Source organism: Pseudomonas sp. TAE6080 (assembly GCF_018732265.1).
GTDB classification, from domain to species: Bacteria; Pseudomonadota; Gammaproteobacteria; order Pseudomonadales; family Pseudomonadaceae; genus Aquipseudomonas; species Aquipseudomonas brenneri.
Window position 1 is genome coordinate 33256 of sequence record NZ_JAHIDY010000033.1, and the last position, 24927, is coordinate 58182.

27 protein-coding genes are annotated in these 24927 nt (G+C 62.1%); 12 read left to right on the forward strand and 15 right to left on the reverse strand.

Going from position 1 to position 24927, the window contains the following annotated elements; genetic code table 11:
* Positions 1-101: 101 nt before the first annotated feature.
* The 8 genes from murB to KL786_RS21900 form a co-directional block, all read right to left on the reverse strand.
* Positions 102-1121 carry a UDP-N-acetylmuramate dehydrogenase gene (gene murB, locus KL786_RS21865; RefSeq protein ID WP_215518961.1) on the reverse strand — a complete coding sequence of 340 codons (1020 nt, stop codon included), beginning with the start codon at positions 1119-1121 and terminating at the stop codon, positions 102-104.
* The gene (locus tag KL786_RS21870) at positions 1118-1582 is read right to left on the reverse strand and encodes a low molecular weight protein-tyrosine-phosphatase (protein ID WP_215518962.1); all 465 of its coding nucleotides are present in this window, start codon (positions 1580-1582) and stop codon (positions 1118-1120) included. The genes murB and KL786_RS21870 overlap by 4 nt, the downstream gene beginning before the upstream one ends.
* A complete protein-coding gene (gene kdsB / locus KL786_RS21875; protein WP_032861524.1) occupies positions 1582-2346 on the reverse strand; it encodes a 3-deoxy-manno-octulosonate cytidylyltransferase in 765 nt (254 codons plus the stop codon). The genes KL786_RS21870 and kdsB overlap by 1 nt, the downstream gene beginning before the upstream one ends.
* Positions 2343-2528 carry a Trm112 family protein gene (locus tag KL786_RS21880; protein WP_003174668.1) on the reverse strand — a complete coding sequence of 62 codons (186 nt, stop codon included), beginning with the start codon at positions 2526-2528 and terminating at the stop codon, positions 2343-2345. The genes kdsB and KL786_RS21880 overlap by 4 nt, the downstream gene beginning before the upstream one ends.
* Positions 2529-2552: 24 nt before the next feature.
* Positions 2553-3563 carry a tetraacyldisaccharide 4'-kinase gene (gene lpxK, locus KL786_RS21885; RefSeq protein ID WP_154842661.1) on the reverse strand — a complete coding sequence of 337 codons (1011 nt, stop codon included), beginning with the start codon at positions 3561-3563 and terminating at the stop codon, positions 2553-2555.
* On the reverse strand, positions 3563-3991 hold the full coding sequence (gene pocB, locus KL786_RS21890; protein ID WP_169992764.1) for a flagellar polar localization protein PocB: 429 nt from the start codon (positions 3989-3991) through the stop codon (positions 3563-3565). Before pocB ends, lpxK begins: the two co-directional genes overlap by 1 nt.
* On the reverse strand, positions 3988-4623 hold the full coding sequence (gene pocA, locus KL786_RS21895) for a flagellar polar localization protein PocA (RefSeq protein WP_029299724.1): 636 nt from the start codon (positions 4621-4623) through the stop codon (positions 3988-3990). The genes pocB and pocA overlap by 4 nt, the downstream gene beginning before the upstream one ends.
* Positions 4624-4698: 75 nt before the next feature.
* The gene (locus KL786_RS21900) at positions 4699-6954 is read right to left on the reverse strand and encodes a DNA internalization-related competence protein ComEC/Rec2 (RefSeq protein ID WP_215518963.1); all 2256 of its coding nucleotides are present in this window, start codon (positions 6952-6954) and stop codon (positions 4699-4701) included.
* 135 nt (positions 6955-7089) lie between these two features.
* On the opposite strand from KL786_RS21900, the gene KL786_RS21905 reads away from it, so the two are divergent.
* The 5 genes from KL786_RS21905 to KL786_RS21925 all read left to right on the forward strand — a co-directional run bounded on the left by KL786_RS21905 (position 7090) and on the right by KL786_RS21925 (position 12571).
* A complete protein-coding gene (locus tag KL786_RS21905) occupies positions 7090-7605 on the forward strand; it encodes a DUF2062 domain-containing protein (RefSeq protein WP_032861531.1) in 516 nt (171 codons plus the stop codon).
* A gap of 273 nt (positions 7606-7878) precedes the next feature.
* Entirely contained in the window at positions 7879-10632 is a 2754-nt protein-coding gene (locus KL786_RS21910) for a response regulator (RefSeq protein ID WP_032861532.1), read from the forward strand.
* A gap of 36 nt (positions 10633-10668) precedes the next feature.
* Positions 10669-11658, forward strand: a complete 990-nt coding sequence (locus tag KL786_RS21915) for a 2-hydroxyacid dehydrogenase (RefSeq protein WP_215518964.1) — start codon at positions 10669-10671, stop codon at positions 11656-11658.
* A gap of 71 nt (positions 11659-11729) precedes the next feature.
* A complete protein-coding gene (locus KL786_RS21920; protein WP_032861534.1) occupies positions 11730-12170 on the forward strand; it encodes a hypothetical protein in 441 nt (146 codons plus the stop codon).
* Positions 12167-12571, forward strand: a complete 405-nt coding sequence (locus KL786_RS21925) for an META domain-containing protein (RefSeq protein ID WP_215518965.1) — start codon at positions 12167-12169, stop codon at positions 12569-12571. The genes KL786_RS21920 and KL786_RS21925 overlap by 4 nt, the downstream gene beginning before the upstream one ends.
* A gap of 124 nt (positions 12572-12695) precedes the next feature.
* Here KL786_RS21925 and KL786_RS21930 read toward each other — a convergent pair whose 3' ends face one another.
* A complete protein-coding gene (locus KL786_RS21930; RefSeq protein WP_032861536.1) occupies positions 12696-13157 on the reverse strand; it encodes a TlpA disulfide reductase family protein in 462 nt (153 codons plus the stop codon).
* Positions 13158-13272: 115 nt separating this feature from the next.
* Between KL786_RS21930 and arsC the strand changes: the two genes are divergently transcribed.
* The 3 genes from arsC to KL786_RS21945 are packed head-to-tail and all read left to right on the forward strand — an operon-like array spanning position 13273 to position 14625.
* Positions 13273-13626: an arsenate reductase (glutaredoxin) gene (gene arsC, locus KL786_RS21935; RefSeq protein ID WP_215518966.1), complete on the forward strand. Its 354-nt coding sequence runs from the start codon at positions 13273-13275 to the stop codon at positions 13624-13626.
* Entirely contained in the window at positions 13623-14237 is a 615-nt protein-coding gene (gene wrbA, locus KL786_RS21940) for an NAD(P)H:quinone oxidoreductase (RefSeq protein WP_029299742.1), read from the forward strand. Before arsC ends, wrbA begins: the two co-directional genes overlap by 4 nt.
* Positions 14221-14625 carry a DUF2069 domain-containing protein gene (locus tag KL786_RS21945; protein ID WP_029299744.1) on the forward strand — a complete coding sequence of 135 codons (405 nt, stop codon included), beginning with the start codon at positions 14221-14223 and terminating at the stop codon, positions 14623-14625. Before wrbA ends, KL786_RS21945 begins: the two co-directional genes overlap by 17 nt.
* A 97-nt stretch (positions 14626-14722) precedes the next feature.
* Here KL786_RS21945 and KL786_RS21950 read toward each other — a convergent pair whose 3' ends face one another.
* Together KL786_RS21950 and ttcA are read right to left on the reverse strand one after the other, a co-directional pair.
* On the reverse strand, positions 14723-15394 hold the full coding sequence (locus KL786_RS21950; RefSeq protein WP_032861540.1) for a DNA-3-methyladenine glycosylase I: 672 nt from the start codon (positions 15392-15394) through the stop codon (positions 14723-14725).
* Positions 15395-15461: 67 nt separating this feature from the next.
* Positions 15462-16286: a tRNA 2-thiocytidine(32) synthetase TtcA gene (ttcA, locus tag KL786_RS21955; protein WP_215518967.1), complete on the reverse strand. Its 825-nt coding sequence runs from the start codon at positions 16284-16286 to the stop codon at positions 15462-15464.
* Positions 16287-16568: 282 nt separating this feature from the next.
* On the opposite strand from ttcA, the gene KL786_RS21960 reads away from it, so the two are divergent.
* Complete coding sequence (locus KL786_RS21960; protein WP_032861542.1) at positions 16569-17171, forward strand: Yip1 family protein; 603 nt, start codon at positions 16569-16571, stop codon at positions 17169-17171.
* A gap of 129 nt (positions 17172-17300) precedes the next feature.
* The gene (locus KL786_RS21965) at positions 17301-17795 is read left to right on the forward strand and encodes a SprT family zinc-dependent metalloprotease (protein ID WP_215518968.1); all 495 of its coding nucleotides are present in this window, start codon (positions 17301-17303) and stop codon (positions 17793-17795) included.
* A 114-nt stretch (positions 17796-17909) separates the two neighbouring features.
* On the opposite strand, the gene KL786_RS21970 is transcribed toward KL786_RS21965, so the two are convergent.
* Together KL786_RS21970 and KL786_RS21975 are read right to left on the reverse strand one after the other, a co-directional pair.
* Entirely contained in the window at positions 17910-19091 is a 1182-nt protein-coding gene (locus KL786_RS21970; protein WP_215518969.1) for a CaiB/BaiF CoA transferase family protein, read from the reverse strand.
* Between the two features lie 151 nt (positions 19092-19242).
* The gene (locus tag KL786_RS21975) at positions 19243-20574 is read right to left on the reverse strand and encodes a dicarboxylate/amino acid:cation symporter (protein ID WP_029300714.1); all 1332 of its coding nucleotides are present in this window, start codon (positions 20572-20574) and stop codon (positions 19243-19245) included.
* Positions 20575-20907: 333 nt separating this feature from the next.
* On the opposite strand from KL786_RS21975, the gene KL786_RS21980 reads away from it, so the two are divergent.
* Positions 20908-21906 (forward strand): AraC family transcriptional regulator, encoded by a 999-nt coding sequence (locus KL786_RS21980; protein ID WP_215518970.1) that lies wholly within the window; start codon positions 20908-20910, stop codon positions 21904-21906.
* Positions 21907-22025: 119 nt separating this feature from the next.
* On the opposite strand, the gene KL786_RS21985 is transcribed toward KL786_RS21980, so the two are convergent.
* Together KL786_RS21985 and KL786_RS21990 are read right to left on the reverse strand one after the other, a co-directional pair.
* The gene (locus tag KL786_RS21985; protein WP_215518971.1) at positions 22026-23372 is read right to left on the reverse strand and encodes an ATP-binding protein; all 1347 of its coding nucleotides are present in this window, start codon (positions 23370-23372) and stop codon (positions 22026-22028) included.
* The gene (locus KL786_RS21990) at positions 23369-24046 is read right to left on the reverse strand and encodes a response regulator transcription factor (RefSeq protein ID WP_215518972.1); all 678 of its coding nucleotides are present in this window, start codon (positions 24044-24046) and stop codon (positions 23369-23371) included. The genes KL786_RS21985 and KL786_RS21990 overlap by 4 nt, the downstream gene beginning before the upstream one ends.
* A gap of 147 nt (positions 24047-24193) precedes the next feature.
* Between KL786_RS21990 and KL786_RS21995 the strand changes: the two genes are divergently transcribed.
* Positions 24194-24910, forward strand: a complete 717-nt coding sequence (locus KL786_RS21995; RefSeq protein ID WP_215518973.1) for a 4'-phosphopantetheinyl transferase family protein — start codon at positions 24194-24196, stop codon at positions 24908-24910.
* The last annotated feature ends 17 nt before the right edge of the window (positions 24911-24927 follow it).

The window sequence follows — 24927 nt, forward strand, 5'->3', positions numbered from 1 at the left end:
GATCGAACAATAAACAGGCATCGTTAGCCTGCTAAGTTAACCCAGCATTAACAAAAAAGCCCTGCAATGCAGGGCTTTGTTCAACACGCTAGAAGCGTAGCTCAATAACGATTGGGCTCCATTTCCAGATCGACCTGGAAGCGCTCGGCAATATCGCGCTGGATACGTTGCGCCAGGCTGGAGATTTCCAGGCCCGTGGCCGCGCCATAATTGACCAGCACCAGCGCCTGCAAGCGATGCACGCCAGCATCGCCGTCACGAAAGCCCTTCCAGCCAGCCTTGTCAATCAACCAGCCCGCCGCCAGTTTCACTTGGCCATCAGCCTGGGGATAGGCCACCAGATCGGGATATTGCAGTTGCAATTGCGCAGCCAGCACCTGGGATACCAGCGGGTTCTTGAAGAAACTGCCGGCATTGCCCAAGACCGCAGGGTCGGGCAGCTTTTCACTGCGGATGCTGCATATGGCCCGGCTGACATCGCTTGGCGTCGCCTGGGTGATACCTTGTTCGGCCAGGCGCTGCTGCACCGGCCCATAACCCAACTTGAGGTGCGCGACACGGTTCAGGGCAAAACGCACCCGCAGGATCAGCCAGCGTCCCACTTCGTGCTTGAACAGGCTGTCACGGTAGGCGAAGTTGCATTCTTGCAGGCTGAAATCCCGCAGCTCGCCGGTCTGGCGGTCGAGGGCGGTCAGGCCGGCGAACACATCCTTGATCTCGACCCCATAGGCACCGATGTTCTGCATCGGCGCGGCACCGACGGTACCGGGAATCAAGCTGAGGTTTTCCAGGCCAGAGAACCCTTGCTCAAGGGTCCACAGCACAAAAGGATGCCAGGCTTCGCCCGCTTCAGCCTCCACCACAACCTGCTGGCCATCATCGTGCAGGACCCGAATCCCACGGGTCGCCATGCGCAACACCAGCGCCGCGATATCCTGGGTCAGCAGCAGGTTGCTGCCGCCCCCGATCACCAGCAACGGCAGCTGTTGTGCGGCCGCATAGGCCAGGGCCTCGCGCACATCGGCGTCGCTATGGGCTTCGGCGAACAACTGCGCTCGCACATCGATACCAAAACTGTTAAAGGCCTTCAGGGAAACCCGGGGCTGTACATCCAGGCTCATAAACGCCCCTTCAATTCGATCACCAGCAAATCACAAGCGGCCTCGATCAGGTCCAGGACATGTTCGAAACCTTGCTCGCCGTCGTAATACGGATCCGGCACTTCATCCACCGCCGAGTCGTAGCGGCGCAGGAACAGGTCCAATTCTGCCTTGCCCTTGGCCGGTTGCATGGCCTTGAGGTTACGCAGGTTGCTCTGGTCCATGGCCAGGATCAGGTCGTAGCGCGCAAAGTCGGCACGCGACACCTGCTGCGCACGCTGGGCCGACAAGTCGTAGCCGCGACGCAATGCTGCCTGCTGGCTGCGTTTGTCCGGTGCCTTGCCGATATGCCATTCGCCGGTACCGGCCGAGGCCACCTCGACCCGATCCGCCAACCCGGCGGCCCGCAATTTATGGCGCAGGACGCCTTCGGCGGTGGGCGAGCGGCAGATATTGCCCAGGCACACAAACAGGACTTCCATCAAACCCCCAGCAACCGGCGTACGCGCTCAAGGTCTTCCTGGGTATCAACGCCGGCCGGTGGGGCTTGCATGGCATCGTCGACATGAATCCGCACGCCATGCCACAGGGCCCGCAGTTGCTCCAGGGCCTCGGTGTTTTCCAGCCAGCACGGGCCCCAACTGACGAAGTCATGCAGGAAGCCGGCGCGGTAGGCGTAAATGCCAATATGGCGGCGATACGGCACGCCGGCCGGCAATACGTCACGCTGTTTGGCGAATTCGTCGCGTGCCCAGGGCAGGGTCGAACGGCTGAACGTCAGGGCCAGGCCATTGATGTCGCTCACCACCTTCACCACGTTCGGATTGAACAGGGTCTGGATGTCTTCGATCGGTTCGGCCAGGGTCGCCATGCGCGCTTCGGGATGGGCGGCCAGGTTGGCCGCGACCTGATCGATGACACTCGGCGGGATCAGCGGCTCGTCGCCTTGCACGTTGACCACGATGGCATCCGGCGCCAGGCCCAAGTGCGTGGCGACTTCGGCCAGGCGGTCGGTACCGGAGTTGTGATCTTCACGGGTCAGCACCGCTTCGGCGCCAAACCCCTTGCAGGCCTCGATGATCCGCAGGTCATCAGTGGCCACCACCACGCGCTGGGCGCTGCTTTTGCAGGCCTGCTCCCAGACCAGCTGGATCATCGGCTTGTCGCCGATCATTTGCAGCGGTTTGCCGGGCAGACGGGTGGAGGCGTAGCGCGATGGAATGACAACAGTGAAGGCAGTGGTCATTTATCCAGGCGCTCGTCGGTGGTCAGGGTACGGGCTTCGCTTTCCAGCATCACCGGGATGCCGTCGCGGATCGGGTACGCCAGGCCGGCGCCTTTGCTGATCAGTTCGGTCTTGTCAGCGCTGAGCTTGAGCGGGCCTTTGCAGATCGGGCAAGCGAGGATATCGAGCAGTTTGGTGTCCATGAGGATTTCCTGGATAAAAGCGGTTTAAGGCAAAAGGCGAGCCGGCAACAGGCGCATCAACTGCGTGTCGAACCAGGCGATAAACGCCGGTGACGGTGCCGCATCGACTGCAAGGTACCACCAGTGTGCCTGGGCAAAGGCGCGGCACTTCACCGCGTCCTTTTCGGTCATGACCAGCGGCAGTGACGGCGTGAAATTCAGGACCTCTGCACTGTAGGGTGCATGGTCGGCAAACGCATGGGGTATTGGCAGCCAGTGTAGCGTTTCAAGGGTATTGAAGAAACGTTGCGGGTTGCCGATGCCGGCGACCGCATGCACCTGCTGCCCCACGGGAAAATGGTCCAGCGGCTGGCGCTCGCCGGTTGACAGGTTGACCAGCGTGGTTGGTAAAAGGCGGAAGGCGAAGCCATCCTCGCGGTCGGCTCCGGCACCGTTGTACAACACGGCATCGACGCTTTGCAGGCGCTCGACCGGCTCGCGCAGCGGCCCGGCGGGCAGGCAACGGCGATTGCCCAGGCCACGGGCGTTGTCGATCAGCACCAGTTCAAGGTCACGGGCCAGACGGTAATGCTGCAAGCCGTCGTCGGACAGGATCAGGTCCAGGGTTTCACTGGCCAACAGTGCCTGCACCGCACGGCTGCGATCAGGGTCGATCATCAGGGGGACGCCGCTGCGCTGCACGATCAACAAGGGCTCATCACCGGCCACCTGGGCGCTATCGCTGGCTTGCACCCGCCATGGCAACTGCGGCGGACTGGCACCGTAGCCACGGCTGACCACCCCCACCCGCAGGCCGCTGCGCTGGCAATGGTCGATCAACCACAGGATCAACGGCGTCTTGCCCGTGCCGCCCACGGTGATATTGCCGACCACTACGATGGGCACCGGTGATTGGTAGATCGTCCCTTCGCCCGCCAGGAAACGCTCGCGCTTGCGCGTTACCACCCGGCGATAGAGTGCCTCCAGCGGTTGCAGGAGCTTGAGCGCCGGATGGCCGTCGTACCAGGCCTTGAGCAAACGATCGGACAAGGCCATCAGGGCTGCCCCGCCGCCTCGACGGTGGTCATGCGCAAATGGCTGAAACCGAGCTTGCCGGCAGCATCCATCGCGGTGATCACGGCCTGGTGCGGGGTCTTGCCATCGGCGCTGATGGACAGCGGCATTTGCGTATCACCGCCAGACTCCTTCTGCAGCGCATCCATCACGCTGGCCACGTCGTTTTTCTCCAACAACTGGTTGTTCACCGAAAACACCCCTTCGGCGCTGATGGTGATGTCCAGTTGCTTGAGCTGCTGGTCCTCAGCCGGCGAGCCGCTGACGGCTTCCGGCAGTTCGACCCGCAGTTGGGTTTCCCGGGTAAAGGTGGTGGTGACGACAAAAAACAGCAACAGGATAAACACCACGTCGATCAATGACGCCAGGTTGATATCGACGGTTTCCCGGGGCTTGCGGCGAAACTTCACGCTTTGCCCTCGACCAGATCAACATCACGGTCGCCCTGGACCACTTCCACCAGCTTGATGGCTTCCTGCTCCATGCCCACCACCAACTCATCGATACGCCGTTGCAGGAAACGGTGGAAGAATACCGCCGGGATCCCCACCATCAGGCCCGCCGCCGTGGTGATCAGGGCCTTGGAAATCCCTCCGGCCAACACCGAGGCGTTAGTGGTCATGCCGGAACCGGTGAAGGCGCTGAAGATATCGATCATGCCCAGCACGGTGCCAAGCAGGCCGAGCAAGGGAGCCATTGCCGCGATGGTGCCCAGGGCATTGATATAGCGCTCCAGCTCGTGGATCACTCGGGCGGCGGCTTCTTCAATGCATTCCTTCATGATCTCGCGACCATGCTTGGAATTGGCAAGGCCCGCGGCCAGGATCTCCCCAAGGGGCGAATTGGCCCGCAGTTCCTTGAGTTTTTCCTTGTCCAGTTGCTTGTCCTTGATCCAGCGCCAGACCTGCCCCAGCAGATGATCAGGGGTCACACGGCTGGCGCGCAGGGTCCACAGGCGTTCGGCAACGATGCCGAGTGCGGCGATGGAGCTCAGAATGATCGGCAACATCATCCAGCCGCCGGATTTGACCAATTCCCACACAGTGAATGCCCCCTCGAAAAAGTGCGCCACTTTAGCATATAGGCTGGCGAGGAAGGGCCTGCCCGCCGACAGCCATCATGTCGCAGGCACCGGCCTTTGGTAACTGTCAGTTGCGGGCGCGCGCCAGAAACGGCGCTGGCTGCGCGCCATCACCGGGGCCTGGAATGCCCCCAGGCGCAGACGCACGGCGCCCTGTTCGGCGCTGTCATAAATAGCGCTGCCAAAATGCTGGTAACGCGCCAGCACTTGCGGGTGCGGATGGCCAAAGCCATTGCCGCGCCCGCGGGAGATCAGCACCGCCTTGGGCGCCAACTGCTGGACAAACGGCCATGACGAGGAACTGCGGCTGCCATGATGGGGCACTTGCAGCCAATCCGTGGGCACCGCCAATGGCGTGGTGAGCAAGGCCCGTTCGGCCTCGCGGTCAATATCGCCAGTCAGCAGTAGCAGTTCGCCATTGGCCTGGACCTGTAGCACACATGACTGCGCGTTGCCGTTGCGGGCATCGGCCCATTGCCATAACTGGAACACCACGCCGTCCCACTCCCAGCGCTCGCCACTGACACAGGCCTGGGCGCCGAGGAATGCCGGCAGCCCCTGGGTTTCCCCACCCACCACCCGCGCCACCGGCAACCCGCGTGCTACCGCCGCCGCGCCACCGGCATGATCCGCGTCGGCGTGGCTGAGCAGCATCAGGTCCAGTTGAGTAACCCCCAGTTTGCGCAGTGTCGGCAGTACCACGCGCGCGCCGATATCAAAATCCCCGAAGCGCGGCCCGGCGTCATACAACAGCGTGTGGTGACGGGTACGCAACACCACCGCCAGGCCCTGGCCGACATCCAGTTGCTCCACTGCCACCTGGCCCAGCGGGATCGATTCACGGGGCGGGAACACCGCCAGCAACAACAGGGGCCACCCCAGCAGGCGAAAAGGAATGCCCTTGGGCATCAATAACAGCAGTGCGCCCAGCAGGCTCAGTAGCCAGTAGCCGACGGGCACCTCGGCAGGCATCCACGCTGGCAGCTGTCCGGCCAACAAGGCCAGGGCCTTGAACAGCCAATCCAGCGCACCGCCCGCCAGCCACAGCAGGCCACTGCCCAGCCATGGCACCGCCAGCAACAACGTGCCCGCCAGCGCCAGCGGCAGCACCAGCAGGCTGATCCACGGCACCGCAAACAGATTGGCCAGAGGTGCACTCAAGCTGATCGGCAAACCGAGGATCAGTAGCAACGGAAACAGCCCAATAGCGATCAGCCATTGGGCGCGGGTCCAGGCCTGCCACATACGCCAGGGGCCCAAGCGGCCGCTGAAGGCCAGCACCAACACGGCCACGGCGGCAAATGACAGCCAGAAACCCGGTTGCAGACTGGCCAAGGGTTCAAGGATCAACACCGCATTCAGGGCCAGCAGCAGCGGCCACCAGATCCCCAGATGGCGAAACCGCAGGCGCCACAGCAACACCAGCCCGACCATCACACAGGCCCGCTGCACCGGCACTTCAAAACCGGCCAGCAAGCCATAAGCCAGCGCCGCGGCAAATGCCAGGCCGCAGGCCCAAGGCAGCCAGGGCAAGCGCCTGGGCCAGCAGCCATAGCGCGCCAACCCAGCCACCAGTGCATAGATCAACCCCGACAACAGGCCAATGTGTTGGCCAGAGATGACCAATAAATGCACGGTGCCGGTGTCCTGCAAAATGCGCCAGTCCTCGGCGGCCAAGCCGGAGCCGTCACCCAGTACCAGTGCGGCCAGCCCGGCTTCACGCCCCTGGGCATCGACCGCCAGTAGCTGCTGGCGGATCCCGTCGCGCCAGGCCTGTCGGGCAGGCGCCAGGCGTTGGCCATCCTTGACCGAGCCGGTCGCCCCCACACGCTGGGCCAATAGCCAGGCTTCCTGGTCGAATCCATGGAAATTCAGCAGGCCAGACGGACGCTTGAGGGTGACGGCCAAACGCCAGCGCTCACCGCTGTGTACTGGCGGGCCGCCCTGCCAGGTCACGCGGATGCGCTGAGGCAGCCGGTCCTGGCGTGACCGGCTGTCGCTCAGCTCAAACCGCACGACCCCATTACCCTGTTGCGGCAGCCCACTGACGCGCCCTTCCAGCCAACGGGTCTGGCCATCCAGCGCGACAGTTAGCCGGTCGTCCAGTGCCCGTTGCGCACTGAAACAGGCCCACGCCAAGCCCAGTAGAAAAAACGCCAGCGGATAAGTACGAAACGGCAGCAGCATCAACGCCACCACCGGCAACACCAGCAACCAACCGACCGGCGGCAAGACGGGCAGCAGGCGCAATGCCAGCAGCCCCAACGCCAGCGCAAACATCCCTGTACGCATGGGCCATTCCTTGAAAGTGACCCAGGAGTGTTAGCCGAGCGGTTCAGGCCGAACTATTATTTTTTGTCACAAAGTCTGAATTTCCCGTTCGTAGAATACGGGCATACTTGCCCCTCGAACTGACCTGGACCCCTTATGCCACGGCGCTTATTCAAACGGTACATGCCCGATCCGACCAGCATCAGGGAACACAAGTCCTTACGCTTTCTCGGCAAGTTGCTCCATGACCCCAACCTCTGGCACCTGAATCGGCACTCCGTTGCCCGGGCCATGGCTGTCGGCCTGTTTGCTGCTTTCATTCCCATTCCCTTGCAAATGTTGCTGGCAGCCGTGCTCGCCATCTCCGTGCGCGGCAATATGCCCATCGCCGTGAGCCTGGTATGGCTGACCAACCCGATTACCATGCCGGTGGTGTTCTTCTGCACCTACATGACCGGCACCTGGCTGATGAACATCCCGGCCCGCACCCTGCCCGATGAGCTGACCTGGGAATGGATCAGTGGGCAACTGTCGACCATGTGGCAGCCGTTCCTGCTGGGTTCGGTGGTGATGGGCCTGGTATTGGGCGCGCTGGCGTACTGCCTGACCATGCTCTATTGGCGGTGGTGGGTGGGTCATCAGTGGAAAAAGCGCCAGCAGCGTAATCGGTAGAAGGCGGCCTCCTCTGTTTAGAAGCAGAGGTGTCCCGGCTGGCGCCATCGCCGGCAAGCCAGCTCCTACAGGAGTATGCGCACGCTTCGACGATCAGGTCGGCTGTCAGGGCGCAACCGATACCCGCCGTTACCGCAGCTCAATAATCCCGCCATCCCCCCCTCAATCATCTTTTGCAAGATTCCAAACCCCTCATATGGCTACACTGCGCAGGTAGCGCGGGCCGGATGCCTGCGTAGAATGTCGACAACAGTGTGGTAGTGGGAGAGTGGCGTGCTTAGAAGAATGGGGATAAAAGGCCGCGTACTGTTGCTGACCTTGTTGCCTACCAGCCTGATGGCATTGCTTTTGGGCGGTTATTTCACCTGGATGCAGCTCTCGGACCTGCAAACCCAATTGCTCAATCGCGGCGAGATGATTGCCGAGCAACTGGCGCCACTGGTAGCCCCGGCACTGGGCAACAAGAACACCGATCTGCTGGAACGCATCGCCACCCAGTCCCTGGAGCAAGTCGATGTACGCGCCGTGTCCTTCCTGGCGCCCGACCGCTCGCCCCTGGCCCATGCCGGCCCGACCATGCTCAACCAATCGCCCATCGGCAACAGCTCCCATCTGTTGCAGCGCACGGGCAATGACGCCACCCGCTACCTGCTGCCGGTGTTCGGTCGCCATCGCAACCTTGCCGGCGAGCTGATTCCCGATGAAGCCGATCGCCTGCTGGGCTGGGTCGAGCTGGAGTTGTCCCACAATGGCATGCTGTTGCGCGGCTATCGCAGCCTGTTTGCCAGTTTGCTGTTGATCGCCATCGGCCTGATCTGCACCGCCGCCCTGGCCTTGCGCATCAGCCGCACGATCAACTCGCCCATCGGCCAGATCAAGCAAGCCGTGGCACAGCTCAAGGATGGCAACCTGGAAACCCGTTTGCCGCCGCTGGGCAGCCAGGAGCTGGATCAGTTGGCATCCGGCATCAACCGCATGGCCGATACCCTGCAAAACGCCCAGGAAGAATTGCAACACAGCATCGACCAGGCCACCGAAGATGTGCGCCAGAACCTGGAAACCATCGAGATCCAGAACATCGAGCTGGACCTGGCTCGCAAGGAGGCTTTGGAAGCCAGCCGCATCAAGTCCGAGTTCCTGGCCAATATGAGCCATGAAATCCGCACGCCGCTCAACGGCATCCTCGGCTTCACCCACCTGTTGCAGAAAAGCGAGCTGTCGCCCCGTCAGTTGGATTACCTGGGCACCATCGAAAAGTCCGCCGACAACCTGCTGGGCATCATCAACGAAATTCTCGATTTCTCGAAAATCGAAGCCGGCAAGCTGGTGCTCGACAATATTCCGTTCAACCTGCGCGACTTGCTGCAAGACACCCTGACCATCCTCGCCCCGGCCGCCCACGCCAAACAGCTGGAACTGGTGAGCCTGGTCTACCGCGATACGCCGCTGTCGCTGGTAGGCGACCCGCTGCGACTCAAGCAGATCCTGACCAACCTGGTCAGTAATGCCATTAAGTTCACCCGCGAAGGCACCATCGTTGCCCGGGCCATGCTCGAAGACGAGCAGGAAGACAGCGTGCAACTGCGCATCAGCGTGCAGGACACCGGCATCGGCCTGTCCAACCAGGATGTGCGGGCGCTGTTCCAGGCCTTCAGCCAGGCGGATAACTCGCTGTCACGCCAACCGGGCGGCACGGGCCTGGGGCTGGTGATTTCCAAGCGCCTGATCGAGCAGATGGGTGGCGAGATCGGCGTCGACAGCACGCCAGGCCAAGGTTCGGAATTCTGGATCAGCCTCAACCTGCCGAAGACCCGCGACGATATCGAAGACCTGCCCGCACCGCCGCTGCTGGGCCGGCGTGTGGCCGTGCTGGAGAATCACGAGTTGGCGCGCCAGGCCCTGCAACATCAGTTGGAAGACTGTGGCCTGGAAGTCACGCCGTTCAACAGCCTGGAGAACCTGACCAACGGCATTACCAGCGCGCACCAGACCGAGCAGGCCATCGACCTGGCCGTACTGGGCATCACCGCCAACGATATTCCGCCGGAACGCCTCAACCAACATCTCTGGGACCTTGAGCACCTGGGTTGCAAAGTCCTGGTGCTGTGCCCGACCACCGAACAGATGCTGTTCAACCTGTCGGTGCCCAACCCCAATAGCCAGTTGCAGGCCAAGCCGGCCTGCACCCGCAAATTGCGCCGGGCACTGTCCGACCTGATCAGCCCTCGGCCATTGCGCAGCGAACCGGGCGAGCCGTTGTCCAGCCGCGCGCCACGGGTGTTGTGTGTCGACGACAACCCGGCCAACCTGCTGCTGGTACAGACCCTGCTCGAAGACATGGGCGCCAAGGTCCAGGCCGTGGAAAGCGGCTATACCGCCATCGAAGCGGTGAAGAAGGAAGCCTTCGACCTGGTGTTGATGGACGTGCAGATGCCCGGCATGGACGGGCGCCAGAGCACCGAAGCAATTCGTCAGTGGGAAAGCGAGCGCCACGGCACGCCGCTGCCTATCGTCGCGCTGACGGCCCATGCCATGGCCAATGAAAAACGCGCCCTGCTGCAAAGCGGCATGGATGACTACCTGACCAAACCCATCAGCGAACGGCAACTGGCCCAGGTGGTACTGAAATGGACCGGCCTGGCCTTGCGCAATCAAGGCCCGGAACGCGCTGCCGAGGGCCACGGCCCTGCCGCGCAACTGCCGGTGCTGGACCATGAAGAAGGCCTGCGCCTGGCGGCCGGCAAGGCTGACTTGGCCGCCGATATGCTGGCCATGCTGTTGGCCTCCCTGGAAGCCGACCGCGAGGCGGTCTGCATCGCCCGCGAAGCCTGCGACAATAACGCGCTGATCGAACGGGTCCATCGCCTGCACGGCGCTACCCGCTACTGCGGCGTGCCGCAACTACGGGCCGCCTGCCAGCGGGCCGAGACCTTGCTCAAGCAGGATGACGCCAAGGCCATGGCCGCCCTCGATGAGCTGGACATGGCCATTGCCCGCCTTGCCAGCGAGGCACGGGTCAACGCCTGACACAGCACAACACGCCATTTTGCAGGGAGCCCTCCAATGCGCATCATTCTATTCAGCAGCCAGACCTATGACCGTGACAGCTTCCTCGCCGAGCCCTTGCCCGCCGGCCTGGAGCTGCAATTCCAACCGGCACGCCTGAACCTCGATACCGTGGCCCTGGCCGACAAGCACGAAGTGGTCTGTGCCTTTATCAACGACGACCTCAGCACCCCAGTGCTCGAACATCTCGCCGCCGGTGGCACGCGCCTGATTGCCCTGCGTTCGGCCGGCTACAACCATGTGGACCTGGCCGCCGCCAAGCGCCTGGGCCTGACCATCGTGCGGGTGCCGGCGTACTCGCCCCATGCGGTGGCCGAACATGCCGTGGCCCTGATATTGGCCCTCAACCGTCGCCTGCACCGCGCCTACAACCGCACCCGCGACGGCGACTTCAGCCTGCACGGCCTGACCGGCTTCGACCTGGTGGGCAAGACCGTTGGCGTAGTAGGCACCGGGCAGATCGGCGCGACCTTTGCCAAGATCATGGCGGGTTTCGGCTGCACGTTGCTGGCCTACGACCCCTACCCTAATCCGCAGGTCGAAGCCCTCGGCGCGCGCTATGTCGACCTGCCCCAGTTGTTGGCCGAGGCGCAGATCATCAGCCTGCACTGCCCGCTGACCGCCGACAGCAAGCACTTGATCAATACCCAATCCCTGGCCCATATGCAGCCGGGGGCGATGCTGATCAATACCGGGCGCGGCGGCCTGGTGGACACGCCGGCGCTGATTGAAGCGCTCAAGGACGGGCAATTGGGCTACCTGGGCCTGGATGTGTACGAGGAAGAAGCCCAGCTGTTTTTTGAAGACCGCTCGGACCTGCCCTTGCAGGACGACGTGCTGGCGCGCCTGCTGACCTTCCCCAACGTGATCATCACTGCGCATCAGGCGTTCCTGACGCGCGAAGCCCTGGCGGCGATTGCCGGGACCACCCTGGCCAATATCCAGGCCTGGGCCAACGGCCAGCCACAAAACCTGGTACACGGATGATCAGCGGTCACATACCGGGCTCATGATGAGCAGGCGAGCGTGATAGGATGCCGCGCCTATTTGGAGGATCCATGGCCGAACACGATTTCCGCTTCAGTTTGCTGAGCCCACAACACACCCTGATCGAATGCCGCGCCCTGGTGCCGGGTCGTTACCAAGTCACCGGCAATGGTGGCTCGATCAAGCATGGCGATGTGCTGATCGTCACCTTGCGCGGCAGCAAGACCCTGTCGATGCGCCTGACCGTCGAAGGCGATGCGCGCTACTCGATCCGCCCGGCCGGCCAATGGGTCGCCATGGCGCAAGGGCCGAAGTTCGGCGAGCTGGAAATTCACACCTGGAAGGTCAACTGCGACAGCTGCGACGCCGTGCTGGAGTTTGAGTTCTCGGTCGAGACCAAGCTGACCAAGGAGCCGCTGCAACCGGCGGCCACTGCGCGCATTAGCGAGCTGGGCTGGGCCACTGTCGGTGATAAACACCGTTGCCCGAAATGCCAGAAGGCTGCGCAATGAAGCGCCTGCTGGTGCTCGCCGCGCTGGGCGTCGGCCTTGCCGGCTGCGCCAGCGATGAGGTCACGCTCAAGCAGGATCACAGCTATATCGTGGAATGGATCGGCGAACGGCCACTGATGGATTACGCCCACCTGACCGTGACCCTCGGCGCCGATGGCCGGGCCTATGGCAATGGCGGCTGCAACCACTGGTTCGCGCCATACACCCTGGACGGTGACAAGCTCAGCTTCGGCAAGATCGGCAGCACCCGCAAACTGTGCGCCGAAGCCCTGATGGAGCAAGAGCATCGCTTCTTCAAGGCCCTGGAGACGGTGCAGCGCTGGGATATCTCACCCATCGAGCAAACCCGCTTCTGGCCTGCCGAGGGCAAACCACTGCGCCTGTGGCTGGAAGAAGGCTGATCCAACGCCTTGTAGGAGCGAGCTTGCTCGCGAAGAACTTCAATGAAAACGCGTGCATCCAGGATGAGCGCGGTGCCTGTGAGTTCTTCGCGAGCAAGCTCGCTCCTACAGAGATCGCGAGGGTTCAGCCGCGCAACTCCTTGAGCTTGGCCAGTACCCCCGCCGCCGTCTGCTCGCCCAACATCTGCGCCCGCACCTTGCCCTTGTCATCGATGATGTAGGTCACCGGCAACGCTTCGCTGCGTGGGATATCAAAAATCAGCTCGGGGTTCTGGGCCAATACGGTGAACTTGATGCCCAGCTTCTCGCTGGCGCTCTTGAGTTCTTCGCCCTGCACATTGTCGAAGTTGACGCCAAATACACTCACCGGCTGGCCCTTGAGCTGCTCGGCCAGGGCGTTCAGCTCAGGGATTTCGATACGGCATGGGCCACACCATTCGGCCCAGTAGTTGATCACCAGCCATTGCTTGTCGACGCGTTCGGACGCGACTTTCTGGCCATATTGGTCAACGCCATAATCATTGCCGCAGCCGCTGAGCAGGAGTGTAGTGATAACTGCCAGTGCGCCTATCAGTCGCCGTGTCATGGGGTAATCCTTAGCAAAAATGAACGTGGGCTGCGGCCTATCGCCTCTTACGGTTTAAGGACACGCCACAGCGCAGGTAGAATACCCGCCACCTTACGCAAGATGCGACCCGCACATGACCGATCTGACGCTTTATCACAACCCGCGCTGCTCGAAATCCCGCGGTGCGCTCGAACTGTTAGAGGCCCGTGGCCTGACACCCAACGTCGTGCGCTACCTGGAAACCCCGCTGGACGCCGCGCAGCTTGAAGCCCTGCTCGGCAAACTGGGGATCAGTGCCCGGCAACTGCTGCGCGCCGGCGAAGACGAATACAAGACGCTCAACCTGGCCGACGCCAGCCTCAGCGAAGCGCAATTGATTGCCGCCATCGCCGCCCATCCCAAGTTGATGGAACGACCGATCCTGGCCACCGCCGACAAGGCCGTGATTGGCCGTCCGCCGGAAAATATCCTGGAGATCCTGCCGTGAGCGCGCCCTACGTCCTGGTGCTGTATTACAGCCGCAACGGCTCGGTCAGCGAAATGGCCCGGCAGATTGCCCGGGGCATCGAGCAAGGCGGCCTGGAAGCGCGCCTGCGGACCGTGCCGGCCATCTCCAGCGAGTGTGAGGCCGTGGCGCCAAGCATCCCGGCCGAAGGCGCGTTGTACGCCAGCCTCGACGACCTGAAGAACTGCGCGGGCCTGGCCCTGGGCAGCCCGACGCGTTTTGGCAACATGGCCGCGCCGCTGAAGTATTTTCTCGACGGCACCAGCAACCTGTGGCTGACCGGCGCCCTCGTCGGCAAGCCCGCCGGGGTCTTCACTTCCACCGCCAGCCTGCACGGCGGCCAGGAAACCACCTTGATGTCGATGCTGCTGCCGCTGCTGCACCACGGCATGCTGATCACCGGCCTGCCCTACAGCGAACAGGCCTTGCTCGACACCCAGGGCGGCGGTACGCCCTACGGTGCCAGCCATCATTCCGGGGCTGACGGCAAGCGTGCCCTGGATCCCCATGAAATCGCCCTGTGTCGCGCCCTCGGCCTGCGCCTGGCGAAGACGGCAGCAAAACTGGAGAGTGGCCGTGGCCAAGAAGCCTAAAGTCCTGCCACCCCAGGCCTGGCTGGAACCCCGGGTCAAGGTGGCTCGGGCCTTGAGCCTGCTGGCGTTTTTTGGCCTGGTAGGCCTGCTCTGCGTTTACTACCTGCTGGTCGCCGACCTGCATGGCGCCCGGCCCTGGGTGATCCTGCTGATCGAACTGGTGCCGCTGCTGATCCTCGCGCCGGGCATGCTCATGGGCAGTGCGCGCGGGCATTCGTGGATGTGTTTTGTGGTGAACCTGTATTTCATCAAGGGCGCCCTGGCGGCCTATGACCCCAACCGCCAGTGGTTTGGCGTGCTGGAGATGCTGGCGAGCGTGGCGGTGTTCTGCACAGCGCTGCTGTATGTGCGTTGGCGGTTCCAGCTCAATCGGCGGTTGGCCATGTAGGAGCGAGCTTGCTCGCGAAAAACGTTAACGATGACGCGGGTATTCAGAATGCACGCGGCGCCCTCAGGTTTTTCGCGAGCAAGCTCGCTCCTACAGGTCAATGGTTGACGGTGTAGGCCAGCATCATCGACAACTGGCACATCGGCCGCCCACTTTCGGCGTGCCACTGGTTGAACGCCGCCTGCACCGTCGCCAGGTCACGCAGGCTGGTAGGGGCCTTGTCGACAATCTTCTGCGCATTCAGCGCCGCGACCACGTCATAGCTCGGCACAAAGGTGTCCTTGCCGACCATGCGCAAAAAGCGTGGGGCTGACAGCCCGCCCAGTTGGTGTCCGTGTTTGCTCAGGTATTTCCACAAGCCGACAATATCCGTCACCGGCCAATCGGCGATCAGTGCGCCGAAGCTGCCCTTTTCCTGCGCGACGTCGAGGATCATCTGCGCATTGCGCGGCACGCTCTTGAGCTTGCCCAGGTGGCGGATGATCCGCGTGTCCTGCATCAGGCGCTCCAGGTGCTCGGCACCCATCAACACCACTTTTTCCGGATCGAAGCCGAAGAACACCTGCTCGAACGCTGGCCATTTGGCGTCCACCACACTGTGTTTGAGACCGGCGCGAAACACCCGCAGCGACAGGGTCGACAGGTAGCGGTCATCGCTGATCTGGCGCAATTGCGCCGGCGTCTTGGGCACAGGCAGGTGGGCTTCCAACTCGGCCGCCGAACCAAAGCGATTCAGACAGTATTCGTGCAGCCATTTGTAATCGCGCATGCCCTCTCCTACGGGTTGAAATGAAAACGGCGCCCATGAGCGCCGTCTGTCAGAGCGTGAAAAAGGCTCAGAGGTTCACAATATTGACGAAGCGCGAAGCTGCGGTTTCATCGATACGCAGGCTGGTGAAGTCGAACAGGTTGCGGTCGGCCAACTGCGACGGAATCACATTCTGCAAGCTGCGGAAGATGCTTTCGGTACGCCCCGGCGTCTTGCGGTCCCAGTCCTGAAGCATGTCCTTGACCACCTGGCGTTGCAGGTTTTCCTGGGAGCCGCAGAGGTTGCAGGGGATGATCGGGAATTGCTTGAAGTCGGAGTAGGCCTGGATGTCCTTCTCGTTGCAATACGCCAGCGGCCGGATCACCACGTTGCGCCCATCATCGGCGCGCAGCTTGGGCGGCATGGCCTTGAGGGAGCCGTTGAAGAACATGTTGAGAAAGAAAGTCTCGACGATGTCATCGCGGTGATGACCCAAGGCCATCTTGGTCGCGCCGATTTCATCGGCAAAGGTGTACAGCGTGCCACGACGCAGGCGTGAGCACAGCGAGCAGGTGGTCTTGCCTTCCGGGATCAGTTCCTTGACCACCGAATAGGTGTCTTTCTCGACGATGTGGTATTCGATGCCGAGGGTCTTGAGGTAGGCCGGCAGCACATCCTCGGGGAAACCGGGCTGCTTCTGGTCCATGTTCACGGCGACGATGTCGAACGTGATCGGCGCGACCTTTTGCAGGTGCATCAGCACGTCCAGCAGGGTGTAGCTGTCCTTGCCGCCGGACAGGCAGACCATGACCTTGTCGCCCTCCTCGATCATGTTGAAGTCAGCGACGGCCTCACCGGCCAAGCGACGCAGGCGTTTTTGCAGTTTGTTCTGATTGACGGTAAGAGTGCCCATGGCGCTTGGATCCGCGAAAAGGTGTGTGACGAAAAGCCGGGTATTTTAGCGGTATGGAGCACCGAGTTCCAATGTGGGAGGGGACTGCACTCCACGTCACAGACCCAGGCGCGATTAAGCCCCGCGTTTACAGCGCGATTTGCTCTAAAGCCCTACAGTTTTTCCGGTCATCACCTCCTATACTGCGACATAAGGTCGCACACATATCCAGACCTTTCAGGCCATTTGGCCGGCGGGCGCTCCGCTTGGGGGGCGATGGTAATAACGACAGGAGTGACTGGCATGATCCATCACGTCGTGGGGCTTTTCACCCATCCCGACCAGGAATGGCGGGAAATTCGTGGCGATAAAGAAGAAAGCATCAGCCACATGTACCTCACTCACACGCTGATTCTCGCGGCGATCCCCGCCGTATCAGCCTTTATCGGCACGACCCAGGTCGGCTGGGTCATCGGCAGTCGCGCCCCGGTCATGCTGACCCAGGAAAGTGCGTTGTGGATGACCATCATGTCGTACCTGGCAATGCTCGGCGGCGTTGCGGTAATGGGCGCCTTCATTCACTGGATGGCGCGCACTTATGACGCCAACCCGAGCATGGCGCGCTGCGTGGCATTCGCCACCTACACCGCGACTCCCTTGTTTATCGGCGGGCTGGCGGCGCTGTATCCGCATATGTGGCTGGGGATGGTGGTGGGCACGGCGGCCATTTGCTACACCGTCTACCTGCTGTATGTGGGGCTGCCGACCTTCATGAGCATCGACCCGGACGAAGGCTTCCTGTTTTCCAGCTCGGTGCTGGCGGTAGGCCTGGTGGTACTGGTGGCGATCATGGCGTTTACCGTGATTGTCTGGGGCCTGGGCGTAGGACCGATCTACACCAACTGACACGCTTTCAACCGCAGGAATAGCCACCGCAAGGTGGCTTTGTGCGTTATGCATGACCATTCGGCGCCTGACAGATTCGGAAACACCCCTGGATGCGGCATACTGGACATCTCTGGAGATATGTACAGCATGCCCGAGCAACTCAATACCCGCGTCGAAGATTGTTTCCTGCAAGCCGAATCCTTTTTCAAACGAAGCTTCAAACGCCCCAAGGTCAGCCTCAAGCTCCGCGGCCAGAAAGCCGGTGTCGCGCATTTGCACGAGAACCTGCTGCGCTTCAACCCCCAGCTGTACCGGGAAAACAGCCAACATTTCCTCAAACAGACGGTCGCCCACGAAGTGGCGCACTTGATTGCCCACCAATTGTTTGGCGAGCGCATCCAGCCCCATGGCGAGGAATGGCAGCTGATCATGCGCGGGGTCTACGAACTGCCGCCTGATCGCTGCCACACCTATGAGATCCAGCGGCGGCGCGTGACGCGTTATATCTACCGGTGCCCGTGTGCCGACAGTGACTTCCCGTTCTCGGCCCAGCGTCATGGGCTGGTGAATCAGGGGCGGCGGTATTTATGCCGGCGCTGTCGGGAGACGTTGGTGTTTACTGGGGAGACACGGGTCGAGTGAGGTTTTTGGGTGGCTGTTCCGGCCCCTTCGCGAGCAAGCCCGCTCCCACATTTTGATTTGTGAATACCTTCAAATGTGGGAGCTGGCTTGCCTGCGAAGGGGCCCAAACAGGCGCTATCCAACCACCTTGGCACCCCGCAACTCGGCTATCCGCTGAGCGCTTAACCCCAGCTCATCCAATACCTGCTCACTATGCGCCCCCACCGCCACCCCAATATGCCTCGGCTCCGGCAACCCCTCGGAAAACTTCAGCGGGCACGCCATCTGCGCCTGGAACGAGCCATCCCCACGCGGCACCTGGCTCACCAGCTCCCGGGTCTGCAATTGCGGGTGTTCCAGGGCTTCGCCCACACTGAGCACCGGTTCCACGCAGGCGTCGACCCCGGCAAACATTGCACACAGCTCTTCAAAACTGTGCCGCTCAAACTCCACCTGCAACGCCTGCTTGAGTGCCTTCTGCTGCTCGGGCTTGGGCGATAACCCCTGGGCCGCCAGCTCAGGGCGCCCCAGCGCGATACACAGTTGCTGCATAAACCCAGGTTCGAGGCTGCCGACAGATAACCAGCGCCCGTCCCGCGAGCGGTAGTAATCGTAGAAGCTGCCGCCATTGAGCACCTGGTCTTCGCGCCTAGGCTCCACGCCACAGGCCAGGTAGGCCGCGCCGGCCATGGCGTTGAGGCTGAAGGCGCAGTCGGTCATGCTCACATCCAGATACTGACCCACCCCACTGTGCTGCCGTGCAATCACCGCGGCCAGCAAGCCGACCACTGCATGCAACGAACCGCCGCCCACATCCGCCACTTGCACGCCCAAGGGGAGCGGCCCGCTGTCCTGGCGCCCGGTGTAGCTGGCGATGCCGGACAGTGCCAGGTAATTGATGTCATGCCCGGCGCGGTCCTTGTAGGGGCCGGTCTGGCCGTAGCCGGTGATGGACACGTAGATCAGCTTCGGGTTGATCGCCTTCAACGCTTCATAACCCAACCCCAGGCGCTCCATGACCCCGGGCCGGAACTGCTCCAGCACGATGTCGTAGTCCGCCACCAATTGCCGCACGATCTCCAGCGCCTCGGGCTGCTTGAGGTCCAGGGCCAGGCTGCGTTTGTTGCGATTGAGGTAAGCGTGGCTGGCAGAAACGCCCTGGTCGTGGGGCGGCAACACCCGCAGCAGGTCCATGCGCGTGGGGGATTCGATGCGCAAGACGTCGGCGCCCATGTCCGCCAACAGCAGCGAAGCGAAAGGCCCCGGCAACAAGGTCGAGAAATCCAGCACTTTGAGGGACGCCAAGGGGCCTGACATGGGAGCTCCGATTCCAGTTCGATGGGGCACAGAGTAGTCAGCCTTGGGCGCCAGCGGCAATTACCGGAACCATCATCGACAGTGACCGTTGTGCTCGTGCGAGCATAAAAAAACCCATCCGAAGATGGGTTTTTCAGTACTGCGTCAGCGTTTACTTGATCGCTGGCGCCGGGCCTTCGGCCACGCCCAGGTCATCCAGTTCGCGGGTTTCGGAGATACCGGTACCGCCGGAAGCCAGCTCGCTTTGCAGCTTGTCGGTGTCCAGTTCCTTGACCCACTTGGCCACGACGATGGTCGCTACAGCGTTACCGACCAGGTTGGTCAGGGCGCGGGCTTCGGACATGAAGCGGTCAATACCGAGGATCAGCGCCAGGCCGGCAACCGGCAGGTGGCCAACAGCCGACAGGGTCGCGGCCAGTACGATGAAACCACTCCCGGTCACGCCAGCAGCGCCTTTGGAGGACAGCAGCAGCACCAGCAACAGGGTGATCTGGTGGGTGATGTCCATGTGAGTGTCAGTCGCCTGGGCGATGAACACGGCAGCCATGGTCAGGTAGATCGAAGTACCGTCGAGGTTGAAGGAGTAGCCCGTCGGGATAACCAGGCCAACCACCGATTTCTTCGCCCCCAGGCGCTCCATCTTGATCAGCATGCGTGGCAGTGCGGATTCGGAAGAGGAAGTACCCAGTACGATCAGCAGTTCTTCACGAATGTAGCGCACCAGTTTCAGGACGCTGAAGCCGTGGGCGCGGCAGATGCCACCCAGCACTACCAGCACGAACAGGATGCAGGTGATGTAGAAGCAGATCATCAACTGGCCCAGTTGCACCAGCGAGCCCACACCGTAGGCACCGATGGTGAACGCCATGGCGCCCAGGGCACCGATTGGCGCGAGCTTCATGATCATGTTGATGATGTTGAACATCACGTGGGCGAAGCGATCGATGAAGTCCAGCACCGGCTTGCCGTAGGCACCCAGGCGGTGCAGGGCGAAACCGAAGATCACCGAGAACATCAGCACTTGCAGGATATCGCCGTTGGCGAAGGCGCCGACGATGGTGTTCGGGATCACGTTGAGGATAAAGCCGACGATGCTCTGGTCTTTACCGGCGGTGACATAAGCGGCCACTTTCGAGGCGTCCAGGGTTGCGACGTCGATGTGCATGCCAGCGCCTGGCTGCACCACGTTGACCACGACCAGGCCGATCAGCAGGGCGATGGTGGAGACGATTTCGAAGTACAGCAGCGCGTAGCCACCGGTCTTGCCCACCGACTTCATGCTCTGCATGCCGGCGATGCCGCTGACAACGGTACAGAAGATGATCGGGGCGATGACCATTTTGATCAGCTTGATAAAGCCGTCACCCAGTGGCTTGAGGGCCACGCCGGTCTGCGGGTAGAAGTGACCGAGCAGGATACCGATAACGATGGCAACGATTACCTGGAAGTACAGGGTTTTGTAGAACGGCTGACGAGTCGTCATTGCAAAGTTTCCTCAAGAGTCCCGTGGGCAAATATCCGCCATTGCCCACGACACTTGAATTGCGAACCCTCCTGCACTGGAGGGATTTGTTTTGGCGAGCTGCTGGCTGGCAGGTCTGTACTCCCTATCGCAAACGGCGTGCCACTTTCCTTAAAAGCCCTGGAGCCCTTGGACCAAGGGGGCTGACGCCTTTTTAGGGTTGTTTGCCTGGTTGGAAACGGTGGCGGATATCCGCCCAGCACCCGGATCTCGTCCTACAATTTGGCGGATATCCGCCTTGTCCACCCAAGGTCTGATGGCTACCATCGGCCACTCAATGGACGAGGCCCCTGCATGCGCGAACGCACCATCGCCAGTCATTACGCCCGTGCAGCCTTGGGCGGAGCGCGTCGGGCCGGCTACGACTGCTCGACGCTGTTGCAGCAACTGGGCATTACCCCCGAACTGCTGGCAGAGCCACGCGCGCGCATTGCGCCAGAGCAGTTCACGCGGCTGTTGCAGATGTTGTGGCAGGCCCTGGATGACGAATACCTGGGGTTCGCCGATGGGCCGAGCAAGCGCGGCACCTTCGCCATGATGTGCCATGCGCTGATTCATTGCCGCACGCTGGAGAAGGCGCTGCAACGCGGCTTGTTGTTCTACAGCCTGTTCCCCCAGGGGCCACGCTGGCGGCTGAGCCGTGAAGGCGACATGGCGCGCCTGAGTCTGGATGACTCGCAGTTGTGGGACCCGGACCACTTTTTGAGCGAATCCCTGCTGGTGATCTGGCATCGCCTCGGCAGTTGGCTGATTGGCCAGCGCATCCGCCTGGAGCAGGCCACCTTCAGCTACCCGATACCGGCCCATGCCAGCGAATACGACCTCCTATTCCCCTGCCCGCTGGTGTTCAGCGCGGCCAGCAGCAGCCTGGTGTTCCACAGTCGCTACCTGAACCTGCCATTGTTGCAGGACGAGCGCACCCTCAAGCACTTCCTCGAACGCTCCCCCGCCGACCTGCTATCACGGCCGGACGAAGGCGATAGCCTGAGCAGCCAGATCCGCCGTTTGCTGAGCCGCGACCGCACACCCTGGCCGGACCTGGAGGCCGTGGCGCAGCACCTGCACATCAGCCCGCAGACCCTGCGCCGGCATTTACGTGAGGAAAGCACCAACTTCCAGGCCCTCAAGGATGAACTGCGCCGGGATATTGCGATTTTCCATCTGGGGCGGGCGGATCTGTCGTTGCAGGAGATTGCCGAGCAGTTGGGGTTTTCCGAGCCGTCGGCGTTTCACCGGGCGTTCAAGAAGTGGACGGGGGTGACGCCGGGGGCTTATCGAGCGCAGGAAAGTTGAGGATGTATTGTTTGGACGGGCGCCATCGCAGGCAAGCCAGCTCCCACATTTGACTGTATTCACCAATCAAACCGTGGGAGCTGGCTTGCCTGCGATGCGGACGGCCAATCCAATAAAGATCAAACAGCCGGAAAATGAATCCTGAACGCCGCGCCCCCTAAAGGCGAATCCCCCAGGGTCAGCCGCGCGCCATAGCTCTCGATGATGTCCTTGACCACCGCCAACCCAATCCCCTGCCCCGGATGCTGGCGGTCCAGGCGCTCGCCGCGCTGCAAGATCCGCGCACGCTGATCGGGGGGCACGCCGGGGCCATCGTCTTCGATGCACAAGCGCACGCCATCGGCACTTTCATCCAGGGTAATGCGCACCTCGCTCAAACACAGGCGGTAGGCGTTTTCCAGCAGGTTGCCGAGCAATTCCAGCAAGGCGCCCTGTTCGATGGGCACGTCACATTGCTCTGGCAACGCAAAAGATACGCGCACGCGCTTGTCGCGGTACACCTTGTCCAGGGTGTCGCACAGGCTTTGCAGCACCGGGCGCAGGCGCACCTGGTGGCGCACCAGGCCGCTTTTGCGCAGGCTGGCGCGCTGCAACTGATAGCTGATCTGCTGGCTCATGCGCTCGATCTGCGACTGCAAGACCCGCGCCTGCTCAAGGTCCTGGGGGCGCTGGGCCATGTCTTCACTCACGCCCTGCAAGACCGCCAGCGGGGTCTTCAGGCTGTGGGCCAGGTCGTCCAGGGAGTCGCGGTAACGGGTGCGCTGCTCGCGCTCGCTGTGCAGCAGGCGGTTGAGGGAACCGGTCAGGCGCAGCAGCTCCCGTGGGTGTTGCTCGCTGAGGCTCTCGCGGGTGCCGCCTTCGATTTCATCCAGTTCCTGGCTCAGCCGGCGCAAGGCCTGCAAGCCCCAGGTCAGGCCGATCCACAGCAGGCTCAACAACACCAACAAGGCAGCGCCGAAGCCCAGGTAGAGGTTTTCCCGCAGGCCTTCAAGGGTCACCTGGTATTCGCGCACCGGTTGCAGGGCGACAATACTGAACGCCGCGCTCTTGCCCCCCAGCAGCTTGACCTCGACGTCATAGACGAAGAATTCCTGGCCGTTGGCCTCGCGAATCTTCGCGAACTCGTTACCGCGTCCGTCGTAGCGCGGCCGGTAGTTGATGTTTTCTTCCCTGGTCGCCCGCGAACGCCAGACCAGATGGCCTTCGCGGTCATAGATATAGCCCAGCAGGCGGCTATCGGTCAGGTTGAAGCGCTCGTCGGGCAACTGCGCCGGCATCAGCAAACGGTTGTTTTCGACCCGTGCGGCCGAGATCAACGTGGTCACATCCGACGCCAGGCGCTGCTCGATGGAGTCCTGCAACGCCAGGCTGAACGCGCCCTGCATCGCCGGCAACAGCCCAAGCATGAACAATACGGCCAGGGTGGTGGCCGCCAGCATCAGGCGTACACGCAGCGAACGGATCAACGGCAGCGCTCGTTAAACAGGTAGCCCAGGCCACGCACGGTGTCGATTGGCTTGAACCCGGCCGGGCCTTCAAGCTTGCGGCGCAGGCGGCCGACCAGCACTTCGATCACGTTCGGATCGCGCTCGTCGTCATCGGGATAGAGTTGTTCCATCAACCGATCCTTGGCCACCACTTGCTGGTGGTGACGCATCAGGTATTCCAGGATCCGGTACTCATAGGCCGTCAGCGCCAGGGGTTGCTCGTCCAGGGACGCCTGTTTGCGGTTGAGGTCCAGCAACAAAGGGCCGGCGACGATGGTCGATTGGGTAAAGCCGCTGGAACGGCGCAGCAGTGCGTTCATCCGCGCTTCCAGCTCTTCGAACTGGAAGGGTTTGACCACATAGTCATCGGCCCCGGCAGCCAGGCCTTCGACCTTGTCCTGCCAGTTGCCGCGTGCGGTGAGGATCAGGATCGGGAAGGTCTTTTCCTGGGCGCGCAGTTGGCGGATCAGGTCCAGGCCGCCCATGCCCGGCAGGCCCAGGTCGATGATCGCCAGGTCATGATTGAATTGCCCGGTCTGGTACAGCGCTTCTTCGGCGTTGGCCACGGCTTCGACCACGTGACCACTGTCGCCAAGACGGGTCAGCAGGTGATGGCGCAACAACGCCTCATCTTCGACAACCAGCAATTTCATAACACTCTCCAAGGCCAATCCACTGTCCTGCAGGGAACATCATAGCGGCCCTGAAGGTATGCTTGCGCAGTTTACGGCGGTTGAACTGAACACAGTCTGAACCGCCGGGCTACCCAGGTATGTCCCGCCCCGTGCAGAATAGCCGGCATGAACCCAATACCCGCCTGCTGCACCCCACTTGATGACCATTGGCCATTACCTGACGCCTTGCCCGGCACGGTGTTCCTGAGCACGCGCTTCGAGCCCAAACTGCTTGAGGCCAGTGACTTCCAGCGCTGCGCCGTGCCGCCGCCGGCCAGTATCCAACGCTCGGTGGCCAAGCGCCAGGCCGAGTTTCTCGCCGGCCGGCTGTGCGCCCGCAGCGCCTTGCAACGGCTAGAAGGCCTGGACTTTATCCCCGCCATCGGTGAGGACCGCGCCCCGGTGTGGCCCTCGCATATCAGCGGCTCGATCACCCACAGCACCGGGCATGCCGCCGCCATCGTCGGCCACAAGTCCCAGTGGCGCGGGCTGGGCATGGACCTGGAAAACCTATTGCCCCTTGAGCGGGCCGAGCGCCTGGCCGGGGAAATCCTTACTCCGGATGAGATGCAACGCATGGCCACAGGGCCAAGGGAGCAAGTTGCGCAGCTGGTGACCCTGACGTTTTCGGCCAAGGAGAGTCTGTTCAAGGCGCTCTACCCGATCGTGCACAAGCGCTTCTACTTTGAGCATGCCGAGGTGGTGGAGTGGGCAGAGTCGGGCTTTTTGCGCCTGCGACTGCTGACGGATTTGTCCAGTGAGTGGTGTTATGGCAAGGAGCTGGAGGGGCAGTTTGCGGTGGATGACGGGCAGTTGTTGAGCCTGGTGGCTGTCGGTGCCTGATAGATAGCTATCGCAGG

Coding starts and splice junctions, on each gene's coding strand:
- murB (WP_215518961.1), bottom strand. CDS start 1,121: ATGAGCCTGGATGTACAGCCCCGGGTTTCCCTGAAGGCCTTTAACAGT.
- KL786_RS21870 (WP_215518962.1), bottom strand. CDS start 1,582: ATGGAAGTCCTGTTTGTGTGCCTGGGCAATATCTGCCGCTCGCCCACC.
- kdsB (WP_032861524.1), bottom strand. CDS start 2,346: ATGACCACTGCCTTCACTGTTGTCATTCCATCGCGCTACGCCTCCACC.
- KL786_RS21880 (WP_003174668.1), bottom strand. CDS start 2,528: ATGGACACCAAACTGCTCGATATCCTCGCTTGCCCGATCTGCAAAGGC.
- lpxK (WP_154842661.1), bottom strand. CDS start 3,563: ATGGCCTTGTCCGATCGTTTGCTCAAGGCCTGGTACGACGGCCATCCG.
- KL786_RS21900 (WP_215518963.1), bottom strand. CDS start 6,954: ATGCGTACAGGGATGTTTGCGCTGGCGTTGGGGCTGCTGGCATTGCGC.
- KL786_RS21905 (WP_032861531.1), top strand. CDS start 7,090: ATGCCACGGCGCTTATTCAAACGGTACATGCCCGATCCGACCAGCATC.
- KL786_RS21915 (WP_215518964.1), top strand. CDS start 10,669: ATGCGCATCATTCTATTCAGCAGCCAGACCTATGACCGTGACAGCTTC.
- KL786_RS21920 (WP_032861534.1), top strand. CDS start 11,730: ATGGCCGAACACGATTTCCGCTTCAGTTTGCTGAGCCCACAACACACC.
- KL786_RS21925 (WP_215518965.1), top strand. CDS start 12,167: ATGAAGCGCCTGCTGGTGCTCGCCGCGCTGGGCGTCGGCCTTGCCGGC.
- KL786_RS21930 (WP_032861536.1), bottom strand. CDS start 13,157: ATGACACGGCGACTGATAGGCGCACTGGCAGTTATCACTACACTCCTG.
- arsC (WP_215518966.1), top strand. CDS start 13,273: ATGACCGATCTGACGCTTTATCACAACCCGCGCTGCTCGAAATCCCGC.
- KL786_RS21950 (WP_032861540.1), bottom strand. CDS start 15,394: ATGCGCGATTACAAATGGCTGCACGAATACTGTCTGAATCGCTTTGGT.
- ttcA (WP_215518967.1), bottom strand. CDS start 16,286: ATGGGCACTCTTACCGTCAATCAGAACAAACTGCAAAAACGCCTGCGT.
- KL786_RS21960 (WP_032861542.1), top strand. CDS start 16,569: ATGATCCATCACGTCGTGGGGCTTTTCACCCATCCCGACCAGGAATGG.
- KL786_RS21965 (WP_215518968.1), top strand. CDS start 17,301: ATGCCCGAGCAACTCAATACCCGCGTCGAAGATTGTTTCCTGCAAGCC.
- KL786_RS21970 (WP_215518969.1), bottom strand. CDS start 19,091: ATGTCAGGCCCCTTGGCGTCCCTCAAAGTGCTGGATTTCTCGACCTTG.
- KL786_RS21975 (WP_029300714.1), bottom strand. CDS start 20,574: ATGACGACTCGTCAGCCGTTCTACAAAACCCTGTACTTCCAGGTAATC.
- KL786_RS21980 (WP_215518970.1), top strand. CDS start 20,908: ATGCGCGAACGCACCATCGCCAGTCATTACGCCCGTGCAGCCTTGGGC.
- KL786_RS21990 (WP_215518972.1), bottom strand. CDS start 24,046: ATGAAATTGCTGGTTGTCGAAGATGAGGCGTTGTTGCGCCATCACCTG.
- KL786_RS21995 (WP_215518973.1), top strand. CDS start 24,194: ATGAACCCAATACCCGCCTGCTGCACCCCACTTGATGACCATTGGCCA.